Annotated in this window: 13 protein-coding genes; 4 read left to right on the top strand and 9 right to left on the bottom strand. The window is 63.5% G+C overall.

The window, feature by feature from the left end; all coding sequences use genetic code 11:
• Positions 1-329: transposase (locus tag AC07SZ_RS14245; RefSeq protein ID WP_494914703.1), on the top strand; the 329-nt coding region annotated here is incomplete at its 5' end.
• 80 nt (positions 330-409) lie between these two features.
• On the opposite strand, the gene AC07SZ_RS14240 is transcribed toward AC07SZ_RS14245, so the two are convergent.
• The 4 genes from AC07SZ_RS14240 to AC07SZ_RS14225 form a co-directional block, all read right to left on the bottom strand.
• Complete coding sequence (locus AC07SZ_RS14240) at positions 410-1675, bottom strand: glycerate kinase type-2 family protein (protein WP_494914702.1); 1266 nt, start codon at positions 1673-1675, stop codon at positions 410-412.
• Positions 1672-2175, bottom strand: coding sequence for a heme-degrading domain-containing protein (locus AC07SZ_RS14235; protein WP_056569166.1), 504 nt, complete (start codon positions 2173-2175; stop codon positions 1672-1674). The genes AC07SZ_RS14240 and AC07SZ_RS14235 overlap by 4 nt, the downstream gene beginning before the upstream one ends.
• 77 nt (positions 2176-2252) lie before the next feature.
• The gene (gene guaD / locus AC07SZ_RS14230; protein ID WP_494914701.1) at positions 2253-3566 is read right to left on the bottom strand and encodes a guanine deaminase; all 1314 of its coding nucleotides are present in this window, start codon (positions 3564-3566) and stop codon (positions 2253-2255) included.
• A 2-nt stretch (positions 3567-3568) separates the two neighbouring features.
• On the bottom strand, positions 3569-4786 hold the full coding sequence (locus tag AC07SZ_RS14225; RefSeq protein ID WP_056569160.1) for a urate hydroxylase PuuD: 1218 nt from the start codon (positions 4784-4786) through the stop codon (positions 3569-3571).
• Between the two features lie 236 nt (positions 4787-5022).
• Here AC07SZ_RS14225 and AC07SZ_RS14220 point away from each other — a divergent pair, with 236 nt between their 5' ends.
• The 3 genes from AC07SZ_RS14220 to AC07SZ_RS14210 all read left to right on the top strand — a co-directional run bounded on the left by AC07SZ_RS14220 (position 5023) and on the right by AC07SZ_RS14210 (position 8320).
• A complete protein-coding gene (locus tag AC07SZ_RS14220) occupies positions 5023-5943 on the top strand; it encodes a LysR family transcriptional regulator (protein WP_140770174.1) in 921 nt (306 codons plus the stop codon).
• Positions 5944-6065: 122 nt separating this feature from the next.
• Positions 6066-7076: an LLM class flavin-dependent oxidoreductase gene (locus AC07SZ_RS14215; protein WP_494914700.1), complete on the top strand. Its 1011-nt coding sequence runs from the start codon at positions 6066-6068 to the stop codon at positions 7074-7076.
• Complete coding sequence (locus AC07SZ_RS14210) at positions 7073-8320, top strand: LLM class flavin-dependent oxidoreductase (RefSeq protein ID WP_494914699.1); 1248 nt, start codon at positions 7073-7075, stop codon at positions 8318-8320. Before AC07SZ_RS14215 ends, AC07SZ_RS14210 begins: the two co-directional genes overlap by 4 nt.
• An 11-nt stretch (positions 8321-8331) precedes the next feature.
• Here AC07SZ_RS14210 and AC07SZ_RS14205 read toward each other — a convergent pair whose 3' ends face one another.
• The 5 genes from AC07SZ_RS14205 to uraH all read right to left on the bottom strand — a co-directional run bounded on the left by AC07SZ_RS14205 (position 8332) and on the right by uraH (position 14429).
• A complete protein-coding gene (locus AC07SZ_RS14205; RefSeq protein ID WP_494914698.1) occupies positions 8332-9168 on the bottom strand; it encodes a PhzF family phenazine biosynthesis protein in 837 nt (278 codons plus the stop codon).
• A 92-nt stretch (positions 9169-9260) separates the two neighbouring features.
• A complete protein-coding gene (gene xdhC, locus AC07SZ_RS14200) occupies positions 9261-10163 on the bottom strand; it encodes a xanthine dehydrogenase accessory protein XdhC (RefSeq protein ID WP_172371150.1) in 903 nt (300 codons plus the stop codon).
• Positions 10164-10224: 61 nt separating this feature from the next.
• On the bottom strand, positions 10225-12570 hold the full coding sequence (gene xdhB / locus AC07SZ_RS14195; RefSeq protein WP_056569150.1) for a xanthine dehydrogenase molybdopterin binding subunit: 2346 nt from the start codon (positions 12568-12570) through the stop codon (positions 10225-10227).
• A complete protein-coding gene (gene xdhA / locus AC07SZ_RS14190; RefSeq protein ID WP_494914697.1) occupies positions 12570-14051 on the bottom strand; it encodes a xanthine dehydrogenase small subunit in 1482 nt (493 codons plus the stop codon). Before xdhA ends, xdhB begins: the two co-directional genes overlap by 1 nt.
• Before the next feature lie 3 nt (positions 14052-14054).
• Positions 14055-14429 (bottom strand): hydroxyisourate hydrolase, encoded by a 375-nt coding sequence (uraH, locus tag AC07SZ_RS14185; RefSeq protein ID WP_056570324.1) that lies wholly within the window; start codon positions 14427-14429, stop codon positions 14055-14057.
• Positions 14430-14579: the final 150 nt, after the last annotated feature.

Below are 14579 nucleotides of genomic sequence, written 5' to 3'. Positions count from 1 at the left end.
TCGTGGCGGCCAAGCTCTTGGCTATCCTGCCCGAACTCGGCTCCATGACACGCCGTAAAGCTGCAGCCCTTGCTGGCTTTGCACCACACCCAAACGACAGCGGACAAAAGCAAGGCTACCGCAAAATCCGCGGCGGACGCCCTGATGTCAGAACCGCGCTGTTTATGCCCGCCCTGCGCGCCGCAGCTGGAAAGGGCGAGTTCGCCACCTTCTACAAACGCCTCGTCACCAACGGCAAAAAGCCAATGCTGGCAATCGCTGCCGTCATGCGAAAGATCGTCGTTACCCTAAATGCTAGACTAAGGGACGCCGCCATTTCTCAGAGTTGATGACGAAGTTGAAAAGCTTCGGCCAATCGCCAACGGTCGTCGTCAATCCAACACTGTAAGCTTCGTTTGTCGCAGTCGATTTACCGGATCAGAATCGCCCTCAAATCATTCACGTTCGTGCCGGTCGGCCCAGGCACGAACAGGTCGCCAACCGCATTGAACGCCGTCCAGGCATTGTTGCCGGCCAGCATCGCCTTGGCGTCGACACCGGTCGCGCGCATGCGCGACACGGTCGAGCCGTCGGCGAAGGCCCCGGCATTGTTTTCAGAGCCGTCGATACCGTCGGTGTCGGCTGCCAGGGCGTGAATGCCCTCCACGCCGTTGATGCCGATGGCGAAGGCGAGCAGGAATTCGGAATTGCGTCCGCCCTTTCCCTTGGCGCGCAGTGTCACCGTGGTTTCGCCGCCGGACAGGATCAGCACCGGCTTCCGGAAAGGCCGGTCGCGCGTCGCGACTTCGCGCGCGATCGCGGCATGAACTCCACCAACCTCACGCGCTTCGCCCTCGATGGCATCGGAGAGGATGACGGCTTCGACGCCTTGACGCTTCGCTTCCACTGCCGCCGCGTCCAGCGACACACCGGCCGAGGCGATCAGGTGAACCTCATTGCGCGAAAAGCGCCGATCGCCGGGATCCGGCGCATCGGCCGCCGGCGAATTGATATGCGCCATCACCGAGGCCGGCAGGTTAATGCCATAGGCCGATATCCAGGCCAGCGCGTCTTGACGGCTGCCGGTATCCGGCACGGTCGGGCCGGAGGCGACAAGGGCCGGATTGTCACCGGGAATGTCGGAGACAACCAGCGACACCACCTTGGCCGGCCATGCGGCGCCGGCCAGCCGGCCGCCCTTGATGGTCGAGACATGCTTGCGGATGGTGTTCATCGCCGCGATCGGCGCCCCGGAGGCGAGCAGCGCCTCGTTGACGGCGATCTCGTCGGCCAGCGTCAGGCCGCCGGCCGGTGACGGCAGCAGCGCCGAGCCGCCGCCGGAAATCAGCGCCACGACCAGATCGTCCGCGGTCAGCCCCTGGACCTTTGCAAGCAGGCGCCGCGAGGCTTCGAGGCCGGCGGCGTCCGGCACCGGATGCGCCGCCTCGATGATCTCGATGCGCTCGCATTTGGCGCCGTAGCCGTAGCGGGTAACGACCAGCCCTTCGATCGGGCCATCCCAGACTTTCTCAAAGGCCGCCGCCATCTGCGCCGAGCCCTTGCCAGCGCCGATGACGATGGTGCGGCCTTTGGGCTTCGCCGGCAGATGGTCCCGAATGGTCCGCTCCGGATCGGCGGCGGCGACCGCGGCTTCGAAGATGGAAGTGAGAAAGGCCTTGGGATCGAACACGGTCATTCGGATTCCGAAGGCAATGCAAGCCCACGCTTGTCGATACCGAGATGGTCGCACAGCGCATCGACCACAACGCCGTGATCCTCGCGCTCCGGCAGACCGGACACCGCAATCACGCCAATGACGCCGGCGCCCTTGACGGTGATCGGAAAGCCGCCGCCAGCGAGCACATAGTCCGAGATGTCGAGGCCCTCGCCGACCTTGAAGGTGCGGTCGGGGCGCTGCTGTTCCAGCACCATTCGATAGGTGCTTCTGAGGAAACGCCTGACGACATTGATCTTGCGCCGCGCCCAGTCAGGATTGGAAGCGTTCGAACCTGGCATCGCGGCATAGAAGAGCGGCCGGTCCCACAGCCTGATTTCGACGATGATGGGTAGGTTTTCAGCGATTGCACGATCGCGGATGGCCGAGCCGATCTTGAAGGCGACGGCCTCGTCGAAGGCGGGAAAGACCAGGGTCTCTTCCTGTCGCTTGATCAGTGCGATGTCGTCAGCAACGGCCATGTCGTTCCCCTGTCAACTTCGCCGCACGCTTTGACCGATGGCTGCCGCGGGGTCAAGTAATGAACGCACTTGGCGCTCTAATTCGCCAGATCGCTCTTGGCCGCCCGCCCTGCGATATAGACCTCGCGCACGGCGCGGTCGTCGCCCAGCGTCTGCAGCAGAAACAGTTCCTGCGCCAGCGTCTGCGCCGTTTCCATCCTGAGCCGCATCGCCGGCGTCGCCTTGGCGTCGAGCACGACGATGTCGGCGTCGGTGCCTTCGTCCAGCGTGCCGATCCTGTCGGCCATCGACAGTGCCTCGGCATTGCCGCGCGTGATCTGCCAGAAGGACTGGAACGGGTTGAGCTTCTCGCCGTGCAGGGCGATCACCTTGTAGCCCTCGTCCATGGTGCGCAGCATGGAGTAGTTGGTGCCGCCGCCGACATCGGTCGCGGCGGCGATCCGGAGGGCTTTGTCACGCGTGCGGTAGCGCTGATAATCGAACAGGCCGGAACCGAGGAACAGGTTCGAGGTTGGGCAGAACACCGCCACCGAGCCACTGTCCGAAAGCGCGTCCGCCTCACGCTCCGACAGATGGATGCAGTGGCCGAACAGGCTTTTTTTGCCCAGCAGCCCGTAGTGCTCGTAGACATCGGTGTAGTCGCGCGACCAGGGGTAGAGTTCCTGGGTGAAGGCGATCTCGGCGTGGTTTTCGGACAGGTGCGTCTGCATGTGCAAGTCGGGATGCTCGCGGCAGAGCGCTCCGGCCATCTCCATCTGCTCCGGCGAGGAGGTGATCGCGAAGCGCGGCGTGATGGCATAGTGCTGGCGCCCCTTTCCGTGCCATTCCGCGATCAGCGCCTTGGTGTCGTCATAGCCGGATTGCGGCGTGTCGAGCACACCGTCGGGTGCATTGCGGTCCATCATCACCTTGCCTGCGATGTTGAGCATGTTGAGGTCATGCGACTCGGCGAAGAAGGCTTCCGCCGAGGCCTTGTGCACCGAACAATAGGCGACCACCGTCGTCGTGCCGTGGCGGACCATTTCGTCGAGGAACAGGCGCGCTATGCGACGGCCATGCTGGGCGTTGGCGAATTTCGTCTCTTCCGGGAAGGTGTAAGTGTTCAGCCAGTCGAGCAGTTCGGCGCCATAGGACGCGATGATCTGCATCTGTGGGAAATGCACATGCGTGTCGATGAAGCCCGGCAACAAAAGGTGCGGCCGGTGGTCGATTTTTTTGACCCCCTCACCGGCCTGTTTTTCGACATCCACGTAGGCCCCCGCGGCAACGATCCTGCCGTCACGGATCAAAAGCCCGCCATCTTCCTCGTAACGCCAGGCCGAATGGTCATCGATGGTCCGCGGCCAGCGCACGAAGGACAGCGTGCGGCCGCGCAGAAGTGTCGAGGTCATGCCTATTTCCCTGCGCCTTCGAACCAGGCCACCAGCAACGCCCGTTCCTTGTCTGATATCTGCGAGACATTGGCGGGCGGCATGGCGTGGCTGCGGCCGGCCTGCAGATAGATCTCGCGGGCGTGGTTGGCTATGTTGGCGTCGGTATCAAGCATCACGCCCTTGGGCGCGTGATAGATGCCTTCATAGACCGGTTCCTGAGCATGGCACATCGAGCAGCGGCCGAGCACGGTGTCGCGCACGGCCGGGAAATGCGCCGAGGCGATATAGACTTCCGCCGAAGCGGACGCCTTCGGTTCGCCGGTCAACACCTTCGGCACGGTCGACAGCCAGATGATGATGATGAACAGGACAAGGGCTCCCAGCCACGTCCAGTGCGGATTGCCGGCACGCTTGTGCACGGTGTTGAAATAATGCCGGATCAGCACGCCGATGATGAACACCAGCGAGGCGATGACCCAATTGAACTGCGTGCCGAATGCCAGCGGATAGTGGTTCGACAGCATCAGGAACAGGACGGGCAGCGTCAGATAATTGTTGTGAAGCGAACGCTGCTTGGCGATCTTGCCGTATTTCGGATCGGGCTTGCGGCCGGCGATGAGGTCGGCAACGACGATCTTCTGGTTGGGAATGATGACCATGAAGACATTGGCCGACATGATCGTGGCGGTGATGGCGCCCAGATGCAGGAAGGCGGCGCGCCCGGTGAACAGGTGGGTCAGCCCCCAGGCGATGAACACCAGCACGCAGTAGAGCACCAGCATCAGGCCGGTGTCGCTTTTGCCAAGCGGTGAGCGGCACAACAGATCATAGACCACCCAGCCGACGCCGATCGTGGCCATGGACAAGAGGATGCCGACCGGCACCGACATCGGCAGCACGTTGGGATCGATCAGGAACAGATCGGCCCCGGCATAGTAGACCACGCACAGCATGGCGAAACCGGACAGCCAGGTGGCGTAGGATTCCCATTTGAACCACGTCAGATGCTCGGGCATCTCGGCCGGCGCCACCAGATATTTCTGGATGTGGTAGAAGCCGCCGCCATGCACCTGCCATTCCTCGCCGAAGGCGCCTACAGGCATGCCGGGACGCTGCCGCAGGCCGAGATCGAGCGCGACGAAATAGAAAGACGAGCCGATCCAGGCGATGCCGGTGATGACATGCAGCCACCGCACGGCGAAGCTCAGCCAGTCCCAGAAAATCGCGAAATCCATCATTGAAGTCGTCCCTGCCGATTGGGTGACTTTACGGTGTGGCGCGCAAACGGAAAGAGGCGAGGTGTACGATGACTTTCAAAAAAAAATGGAAAATACTACAGCGCCGCGCGTCCTCTTGGACGCGCAAAGGACGCTGTAGCACTTTGATCTGGCGCATGATCCTTTCCGAAAATCGATTCCGATTTTTCGGGGTCATGCGCTAGGCTGATCGCTGCAAACCGGCGAAGGTGCTCCGCATGGCCTATCTCGACAACATCGCCGTCTTCGTCCGCGTCGTCGAACTCGGCAATCTGTCGGCGGCGGGCCGCGACATGCGCATTTCGCCGGCGGTCGCCTCCAACCGCATCAAGGAGTTGGAGAAGCATCTGGGGGTGCGGCTGTTCAACCGCACGACGCGGCAATTGATGCCGACCGAGCATGGCACGGTGTTTTATGCCGGCGCCAAGCAGGTGCTGGAGGCTATCACCGAGGCCGAGGCCGCCGTCTCGGCCCTTTCCGGCCAGCCGCGCGGCACAATCCGCGTGACCGCGCCGCTTGGCCTCGGCCGGCGGCTCGTCGCCTCTGGCATTCCCGATTTCCACGATAAATATCCCGATATCGAGGTGCGGCTGAGGCTGTCGGACCACAATGTCGACATCATGAAGGAAGGCATCGATGTCGCCTTCCGGCTTGGCATCATCGAGGATTCCAGCCTTCGGATGCGCGGCATCATGGAATGCGAGCGCGTGCTGGTGGCGGCGCCGAAATATCTGGAAGCGCGCGGCGAGCCCGTGGAGCCGCAGGAACTGATCGGACGAAAGCACGACTGCCTTATGCTGCGCTATTCCGGCGCGCGCGAATATGTCTGGACCTTGCAAACGCCCACCGGGCCCCAGAAATTCGAGGTGCACGGACCTTACGACACGGATGACGGCGACGTGCTGACCGGGTGGGCGCTGTCGGGGCGCGGCATCATCAACAAGCCGCGCTTCGAGGTCGAACCGTTCATCCGCGACCGGCGGCTGAAGGTGATCCTGGCCAATACGCCACCGACGCCGGTACAGTTCGCCGCGGTCTATCCGCACAAGAAGCTGCAGGACCCGAAAGTGCGGCTGCTGCTGGATTTCATGGCCGAGCGCTGCCAGCGGCTGATCAACGACATTCTTGCCGGCAAATGATGGCTGACTGGAAACCATTTGCTGGCCGGCAAGTGAGCGGCAGTTGGCCCAGCGTCAGCGGTTGCCATCGCTGCGGGCGGCGAACATAGTCCCGGCTCCATTTCGTCTCGCAGGAACCATCGATGGACAACGGCGCCACAATGCATCTTGCCGTTTCGCTGCTGCCGGGGACTTCCGACCTGACGGGTGAACCGGAATTCCGCCGCCTTGTCCGGTTTGTGCAGCAAGCCGAAGCGGCCGTGCTCGACATGGTGCTGCTTGCCGATTGCGCCCCGGCTTCCGACAGCGGTACAGTGAACAATCCGATGCCCTTCGAAGCAACGACTTTACTCGCCGCGCTGGCAACGGTGACGAGCCGGATCGGGCTGGTCGCGGCGGCCTCGACAGTCGCCCACCAGCCCTACAATCTGGCACGCCGTTTCGCTTCGCTCGACATTATCAGCCATGGCCGCGCCGGCTGGAACGCGACGATGGCGCGGAGCCCTCGCGAGGCCGCCAATTTCAGCCGGCTGGAAGGATTTTCCGACACCGACTTTCGCCGCCGCGGCGAGGAATATATCGGCATCGTCCAAGGCCTGTGGCAGGGCTGGGACGCGGATGCGCTGCTGTTCGACAAGACCGGCGGACGCTTCCACGATCCCGGGAAAATGCACCTGCTCGACCACAAGGGTGAGTTCTTCTCCGTGCGCGGGCCGCTGAACGTCGCGCGTTCGCCGCAGGATACGCCGGTGCTGGTGTTCTCCGGTCTGTCGGAGCCTGACCTGGATATTGCGGCCCGCACCGCCGATGTCATCTTGCTGGACAGCGGGTCGGTCGAGAGCGCGAAAGTACGCCATGACGATCTGAAGCGTCGCGCCACGGCGGCTGGGCGCGATCCGGACGCTGTGAAGGTGCTGACGAATATCTCGCTCGCCCCCGATGACGGCTCGGCCACCGTGGCCGATAGGCTGGAAACCCAATTTCGTGCAAAAAGCTGCGACGGATTCATCATCCAGTTGTCACAGCTTTCGGTATTCGACGATTTCATCAATCGTGTCGCGCCGGAGTTGCGGCGCCGCGGCCTGTTTCGAGAGACCTATCGCGGGACAACGTTACGCTCGCATCTCGGATTGGCCGGCGGAGGTGAGCAATGACCGCGCAGATGAAGCTCGGCGCCTTCCTGTGGGCAACAGGCCACCACATCGCCGCATGGCGCCATCCGAAGTCCCATGTCACGGCCGGCATCGACATCGGCCATTACATCCAGCTGGCGCGCACGGCGGAAGCGGCCAAGTTCGATATGATCTTCTGCGAGGACGCAGCCGGGCTGCGCGAGGCTAATATCGGCATCGCCAGCCAGACGTCGCGCTCGATCGGCTTCGAGCCGATCAGCCTGCTGTCGGCGCTGGCTGTCCAGACCAGCCGCATCGGCCTCGTCTCCACCGCCTCGACGAGCTACAATGAGCCCTACGGCCTGGCGCGGACGTTTCTGTCGCTCGACCATCTGAGCGGCGGCCGCGCCGGCTGGAACCTCGTCACTTCGGCAAGTCCGATCGAAGCCGCCAATTTCGGCGCGACAGGTCTCAAGCCCCATGCCGATCGTTATGAACGAGCGCGCGAATTCGCCGAGGTCGTCACCGCTCTTTGGCACGGCAAGGCTTCAGGCCATGATGGCCACAGCTTTTCGGTGCGCGACCCACTCGACCTGCCGCGTTCGCCGCAGGGCGCGCCGGTCATGGTCCAGGCCGGCGCCTCGGATGTCGGCCGCGATCTTGCCGCCCGCACCGCCGACGTGGTGTTCACGGCGGCGCAGACCTTCGAGGAAGCCAAGGCCTTCTACGATGATCTCAAGGGACGCATGGCGACCTACGGGCGTGAGCCCGACGACATCAAGATCATGCCCGGCGTCTCGCCCGTGGTGGCGCAAACCGAGGCCGAGGCCCGCGAGAAGCATGAGGAATTGCAGGAGCTCATTCCCGACGATGTCGGCGTGGCGCTGCTCTCCAGCTATCTCAGCATCTCCGATCTCGGACGCTATCCGATCGACGGACCGCTGCCCGAACTGCCGGAGAGCGAGGGCATGAAGAGCCGGCAGGCACTGGTCGTCGAGCAATCGCGCCGCGACGGCCTTTCCATCCGCCAGCTTGCCCGCCATTTCGCCGGCGCGCGCGGCCATTGGCGCATCGTCGGCACGGCGGCGCAGGTCGCCGACGAGTTGCAGGCGCGGTTCGAGGGTGGTGCCGCCGACGGCTTCAACGTGATGCCGTCTTATTTCCCGGGCGAGCTCGATGCCTTCGCCACGCTGGTGGTGCCGGAACTGCAGCGGCGCGGTCTGTTCCGCCGGGACTATGAAGGCCTGACGCTGCGCGACCATCTGGGCTTGAAACGGCCGGCCTGAGCCGGCGGCTTCTATGCTTCGTCCATCATGCGGGCCGTGCCCGAAACCCTGATCGAGCTGCCTGTCTCGGGCGAGATATCGGCGTGCAGGCGCGAGCGCATGCCCATGTCCTCGCCTTGCACGACATCGATCGCGCCGCCATGCGGCCAGCCGATGTCGCGGAGGTAGCCGGCGAAGGCCGCCGTCGAGGCTCCCGTCGCCGGATCCTCATAGACGCCGCCAGAGGCAAAGGGATTGCGCGTGTGGAAAAGCCGTGGCGTTTCGGCATAGGCAAGCAGGATCGTCACCAGCCCTTCGCGCCGCATCAAGGCCTGGCCGGCTTTCAGATCGTAGCGCATGGCGGCCAGTGCCTCGCGCGACTTGAGGGCCAGCACAAGGTGGTCCGCGCCGCCATGGATCAGCGCCGGCGGAATCGCCGGATCGAGATCGGTCGCGGCATAGCCGAACAGCGCCAGCGCCTCGGCGATCAGCTCTGGCGGTGCCGGCCTGCTGCGTGTCGGCGGCGACTGCAACGCGGCGGCGACGTTCACGCCATCTCGGAAACCTTCGACGGTGATGCTGGCCTGGTTGAGGGTCAGCGGGAACGTTCCATCGCCAAATTGCCGGACGAAGGCGGCTCCCAAGGCAATTGTGGCGTGCCCGCAGAAGGGAACCTCGGTTTCCGGCGAGAAGTAGCGCACCCGCCAGCTCTCGCCGTCCGGTGCGGCAAAGGCGGTTTCCGAGAACCCGACCTCCGCCGCCAGACGCTGCATCTCGCCGGCTTCGGGCAAGACGTCGCCTATCAGCACCCCGGCGGGATTGCCGCCGGTGTCGCCATCCGAGAAGGCCGCGATTTTCAGGACGTCCATGTATTCTCACCTCATGCAGGAACGCCGGGTGGATACCGCAAATGCATTTTTCCCGCGATTGAAAACAGGCAGGCCAACGAGCAGCTTTTTGGCTAACCGGCCATGACCTTGTCCTGCTGACGGTTGGCATTTGACGGCGCGTTGTGAACCACCAGCGCCGTCATGATCTCGGCGGCGGCAAGTGCCGCGATGACTGGCGGGCGCTTGTCCTTGACGGCGTCGCCGCCGATCGGCGAGACGAGGCGGGAGAATTCGGCTTCACTGCCTTCAGCCGACTTCAGGAACCAGTTCTTGAACGTCGCTTTCTTGGTCTTCGAGCCGATCATGCCGACATAGGCAGCGTCGTTCCGTTTCAGCGCCTCGGCGACGATCAGGAAATCCAGCGCGTGGTCATGGGTGAGGATCGCGAAAGCCGTGCCGGCGGGGGCGTTTCGCACCTCGGCCTCGGGCATCGGCGTCAGCCGCGTCTCGACGGTCTCCGGCATGCCTTCCAGCGCCTCGGCCCGTGTCTCGATGACGACGCCGTGCACGGGAAGGAGTGCGATCGTCGACGCCAGCGCCTGGCCGACATGGCCGCCGCCGAAGATGTAGACATGCGGCAGATGCGCTTCCTCGGCTTCAGCCTCGGCAATCAGCCTCTGTTCGATTGCGTTGTCGATCAGCCGAATCAGGACTTCGACGCGCCCGCCACAGCATTGGCCGATCTCCGGCCCGAGCGGCACGTCGAGCGTGGCGCAAACTTCATCGACCTCGATGCGGGCTTCCTTGCCCTGCCGCTTGCGGCGAGGTGAAGACGCCACCATCTGCCTGGCCTTGTCGATCGCCATATATTCGAGCTGGCCGCCGCCGATCGTGCCTGATGTCGCCGATGGCGAGACGAGCATGAAGGCGCCCTTCTCACGCGGCGTCGAGCCTTTGGTGCCGGCCACTTCGACCAAAGCGAGGCGATCTTGGCCGGCAAGGAAGTCTTTCAGGCTTTGCACTTTCGAATTCATCGTTCGCATTCCCGTGCGGGAAACATAGGGTTTTTCGGCCTGAATTGCACGTTTGCCGAATTCAGGCGTTCGCCTCTCCTTTCAGCCGCTCGATCGCCATCAGCACGCGTTCCGGTGTTGCCGGCGCATCAAGGCGCGGGCAGATCTTGTGGTCGGCCACACTGGCCACCGCATCCGACAGCGCATGCAGCACCGACATGCCGAGCGGGAAGGGCGGCTCGCCAACCGCCTTGGACCGGTGGATCGTCGGCTCGCTTGCCTCCGGCCAGTCGGCCAAAGTGACGTTGAAGATCTTCGGCCGGTCGGAGGCGAGCGGGATCTTGTAGGTCGACGGCGCGTGGGTGCGCAGCCGACCCTTGTCATCCCACCACAATTCCTCGGTCGTCAGCCAGCCCATGCCCTGGATGAAGCCGCCCTCGACCTGGCCGAGATCGATGGCGCGGTTCAGCGAACGGCCGGTCTCGTGCAGGATATCGGTGCGTTCGACCACATATTCTCCAGTCAGCGTGTCGACCGAGACTTCCGAGCAGGAGGCGCCATAGGCGAAATAGTAGAAGGGACGGCCCTGTCCCTTGTCGCGGTTCCAGTGGATTTTCGGCGTCTTGTAGAAGCCCGCCGCCGAGAGCTGGATGCGGGCCATGTAGGCCTGCTTGACGAGATCGGCGAATGCGATCTCCTGGTTGCCGATGCGCACCCGGTTGGGGAGGAACAGCACCTGATCACGCGGCACCTGGTATTTTTCGGCGGCGAAATCGGTCAGCCGATCCTTGATCTGGCGAGCGCCGTTCTGTGCCGCCATGCCGTTGAGGTCGGTGCCGGATGACGCCGCCGTGGCCGAGGTGTTCGGCACCTTGCCGGTGGTGGTCGCGGTGATCTTCACCTGGTCGAGGTCGACCTGGAATTCTTCCGCTACCACCTGTGCCACCTTGACGTAGAGGCCTTGCCCCATCTCGGTGCCGCCATGGTTCAGATGCACCGAACCGTCGTTATAGACATGCACCAGCGCCCCAGCCTGGTTGTAGTGCGTGGCCGTGAAGGAAATGCCGAACTTGACCGGCGTGAGCGCCAGGCCGCGCTTGATGAAACGGCTGTTGGCATTGAAGGCCGATATCTCGCGCCGCCGTCGCGCATAGCTGGCGCTTTCCTCAAGTTCGGCTACGATACGCTGGATGATGTTGTCCTCGACCGTCTGGTGGTAGGGCGTGATGTTGCGGTCGCTGGTGCCATAGAAATTCTTCTTGCGGATCTCGAGCGGATCCTTGCCGACCGCGAAGGCAACCTCGTCGATGACGCGTTCGGCACCGACCATGCCTTGCGGGCCACCGAAGCCCCGGAAGGCAGTGTTCGACACGGTGTTGGTGTAGAGCGGCGCCGACTGGGCATGCACGGCCGGCCAGAAATAGGTGTTGTCGCAATGAAACAGCGCGCGATCCGTCACCGGGCCCGACAGATCCGACGAGAAGCCGCAACGCGCGGCGAACATGAAATCAACGCCGAGAATGTTGCCCTCGTCGTCGAAGCCGACTTCGTAGTCGACGAGGAAATCGTGGCGCTTGCCGGTGGCGATCATGTCGTCGTCGCGGTCGGGCCGGATCTTGACGGCGCGATGGTGTCTTTTGGCCGCGATGGCGGCGAGCGCGGCAAACTGGTTGCCTTGCGTTTCCTTGCCGCCGAACCCGCCGCCCATGCGGCGGATCTCCACGGTGATGGCATTGCTGGGCACGCCGAGCGCATGGCTCACCATGTGCTGGACTTCGCTCGGATGCTGGGTCGAGGAATAGATGGTGACGTCCTGGTCCTCGCCGGGAATGGCCATGGCGATATGGCCCTCGAGATAGAAATGCTCCTGGCCGCCGACGCGCATCTTTCCCTTCAGCCGGCGCGGCGCCGCCTTGATCGCAGCGGCGGCATCGCCGCGCCTCAAGGTAAGCGGCGGCGTGACGAGCTTGTCCTTCCTCGGATCGAGTTCGCCGATGTCGGTGACGAAAGGTAATTCCTTGTACTCTACCTTGGCCAACCTGGTGGCGCGGCGTGCCTGTTCGCGGGTTTCGGCGATAACGCAGAAGATCGGCTGGCCGAAGAATTCGACCTTGCCGTCAGCGAGCACCGGCTCATCGTGCCGACCGGTCGGCGAAATATCATTCTCGCCCGGCACATCCTTTGCCGTCAGCACATCGACGACTCCCGAAGCGGCGCGCACCGCCGAAAGGTCCATGCTGGTGATGGTGGCATGCGCGGCGGCCGAGAGTCCGAGGCAGCCATGCAGCGTACCCGCCGGTTCCGGCATGTCGTCGATATAGACGGCGGTGCCGCTGACATGCTTGTGGGCGGAATCATGCCGCTGATCGGTGGCAACGCCGCCGGTGATCTTCTCGGCCTTGAGATTTGACGTGGCGTGCTTGTTCATCAGGCAGCCTCGTTGCGTGACACCTGGAATGGTGCCCTGGTGCCGGTGGTTTCGACGAAGAAGCGCAACAACAGGTTTTTCGCGGCCAGAGCCCGGTATTCGGCTGACGCCCGCATGTCGGTGAGCGGGCTGAAATCCCTGGCGTACTCAGCCATCGCTGTCTCGACCGTCTCTTCGGTCCAGGGCTTGCCGAGGAGTGCCTGTTCAACGAAGGACGCCCGTTTTGGCGTCGCCGCCATGCCGCCATAGGCGATGCGCAGGTCGGCGACCGTGCCGTCCCTGGCCAGGGTCAGGAAAAAGGCGCCGAGGGCCGCGGTGATATCCTCGTCGCGGCGCTTGGTGATCTTGTGCACCGCGAACTTCGTGTCCTTGGCCGGCACGGGAACGTGTACCGACTCAACGAACTCGCCCGGCTGCCGGTCCTGCTTGCCATAGGCAATGAAGAAGGTTTCCAGCGGGATCGTGCGCCGCTTCTTGCCCTTGCGCAGGGTCAGGCGCGCGCCAAGCGCGATCAAGGGCGGCGGCGTATCGCCGATCGGCGAGCCGTTGGCGATGTTGCCGCCGATTGTGCCCATGTTGCGCACCTGTTCGCCACCGATGCGATCGAACAGCGGCCCCAGCGCCGGGATGCGTTTGGCCAGCGTCGAGAAGGCTTCAGAATAGGTGACGCCGGCGCCGATCGATATGACGCCCTTGTCCTCGGAGATGGTGCGCAGCCCGTCCAGATTGCCGATGAAGATCACCGGCGAGATGTCGCGCATGTGCTTTGTCACCCACAGGCCGACATCCGTGGAGCCGGCAACGACCGTAGCGCCGGGTTCCTTGTCCAGCAAGGCGGCGAAGTCGTCGACATTGGCCGGCACGATGAGACGCTTCTTGCCCGACCCGATCTCGACACGGGCGCCGTCATGCATGGCTTCCAGCCTCGCCGTGATCGCTTTGCGCTCCACCGCCAGCGGATCTTTTGCCGCCTTGCCGTAGCTGGAGATGGCGTGCGCCGCGCGCATGATCGCCTCATAGCCGGTGCAGCGGCAAAGATTGCCTTGCAAGGCCTTTTCGATGGCCGCGTTCGACGGGTCTGGAGACTTCATCCACAGGCCATAGAGCGACATGACGAAGCCCGGCGTGCAGAAGCCGCATTGCGAACCGTGGAAATCGACCATCGCCTGCTGGACGGGATGCAGCTTGCCTGGCTCGCCGCGCAGATGCTCGACCGTCACGACATGGGTGCCGTCGAGCGAGCCAAGGAAGCGGATGCAGGCATTGACGCTTTCATAAACCAGCCCGCCGGCGGAGAGCTTGCCGACAAGCACCGTGCAGGCGCCACAATCGCCCTCGGCACAGCCTTCCTTGGTGCCGCGCAGCGAACGGTCGAGGCGCAACCAATCGAGCAGGGTCGCGTCGGGAGCCACCGACGTCAGCACGACATCGCTGCCATTGAGGATGAAGCGGATTTCGTTTCGGACGGTGACCTTGGCCATGCCTCAGCTCCCCCTGTAGGTCGAATAGCCGTAGGGTGAGATCAGCAAGGGTACGTGATAGTGCACCGCCTCCGCCATGCCGAAGCGGATCGGCACGCTATCCAGGAAAGCGGGCTCGGGCAGCTTTGTGCCCTGGCCGCGCAGATAGTCGCCAGCCGCGAACACCAGTTCGTATTCGCCGGTGCGGAACTCAGCGCCTACCAGCAGCGGCGCGTCGCAACGGCCATCGGCATTGGTTGCGACAGTCTTCAGATGTTTCCTGGCCGAACCGTCGAGACGATAGAGTGCGATCGACAGTCCGGCCGCCGGCTTGCCGGTCGCCGTGTCCAGCACATGGGTCGTCAGGCGCCCGCCATCGGCTTTCGACGTTTCAGCCATTGGCCGCCTCCCATCCAGGTACATCAGAACAACAGTGATGAATTGTGCGCCAATTAAAGGCGATGCATAAGTCCCGGTCGAGCGGAGTGCGACAAAAACACTTTCAAAAATTTTCGGGGGAATGCGAGAAGCACCCTTTCGATATCCTGA

It is taken from the genome of Mesorhizobium sp. GW821-FHT07A06, from assembly GCF_059419085.1.
Note: the sequence above shows the minus strand (reverse complement) of the source record. Positions and strands in the feature narration are given on the sequence as shown.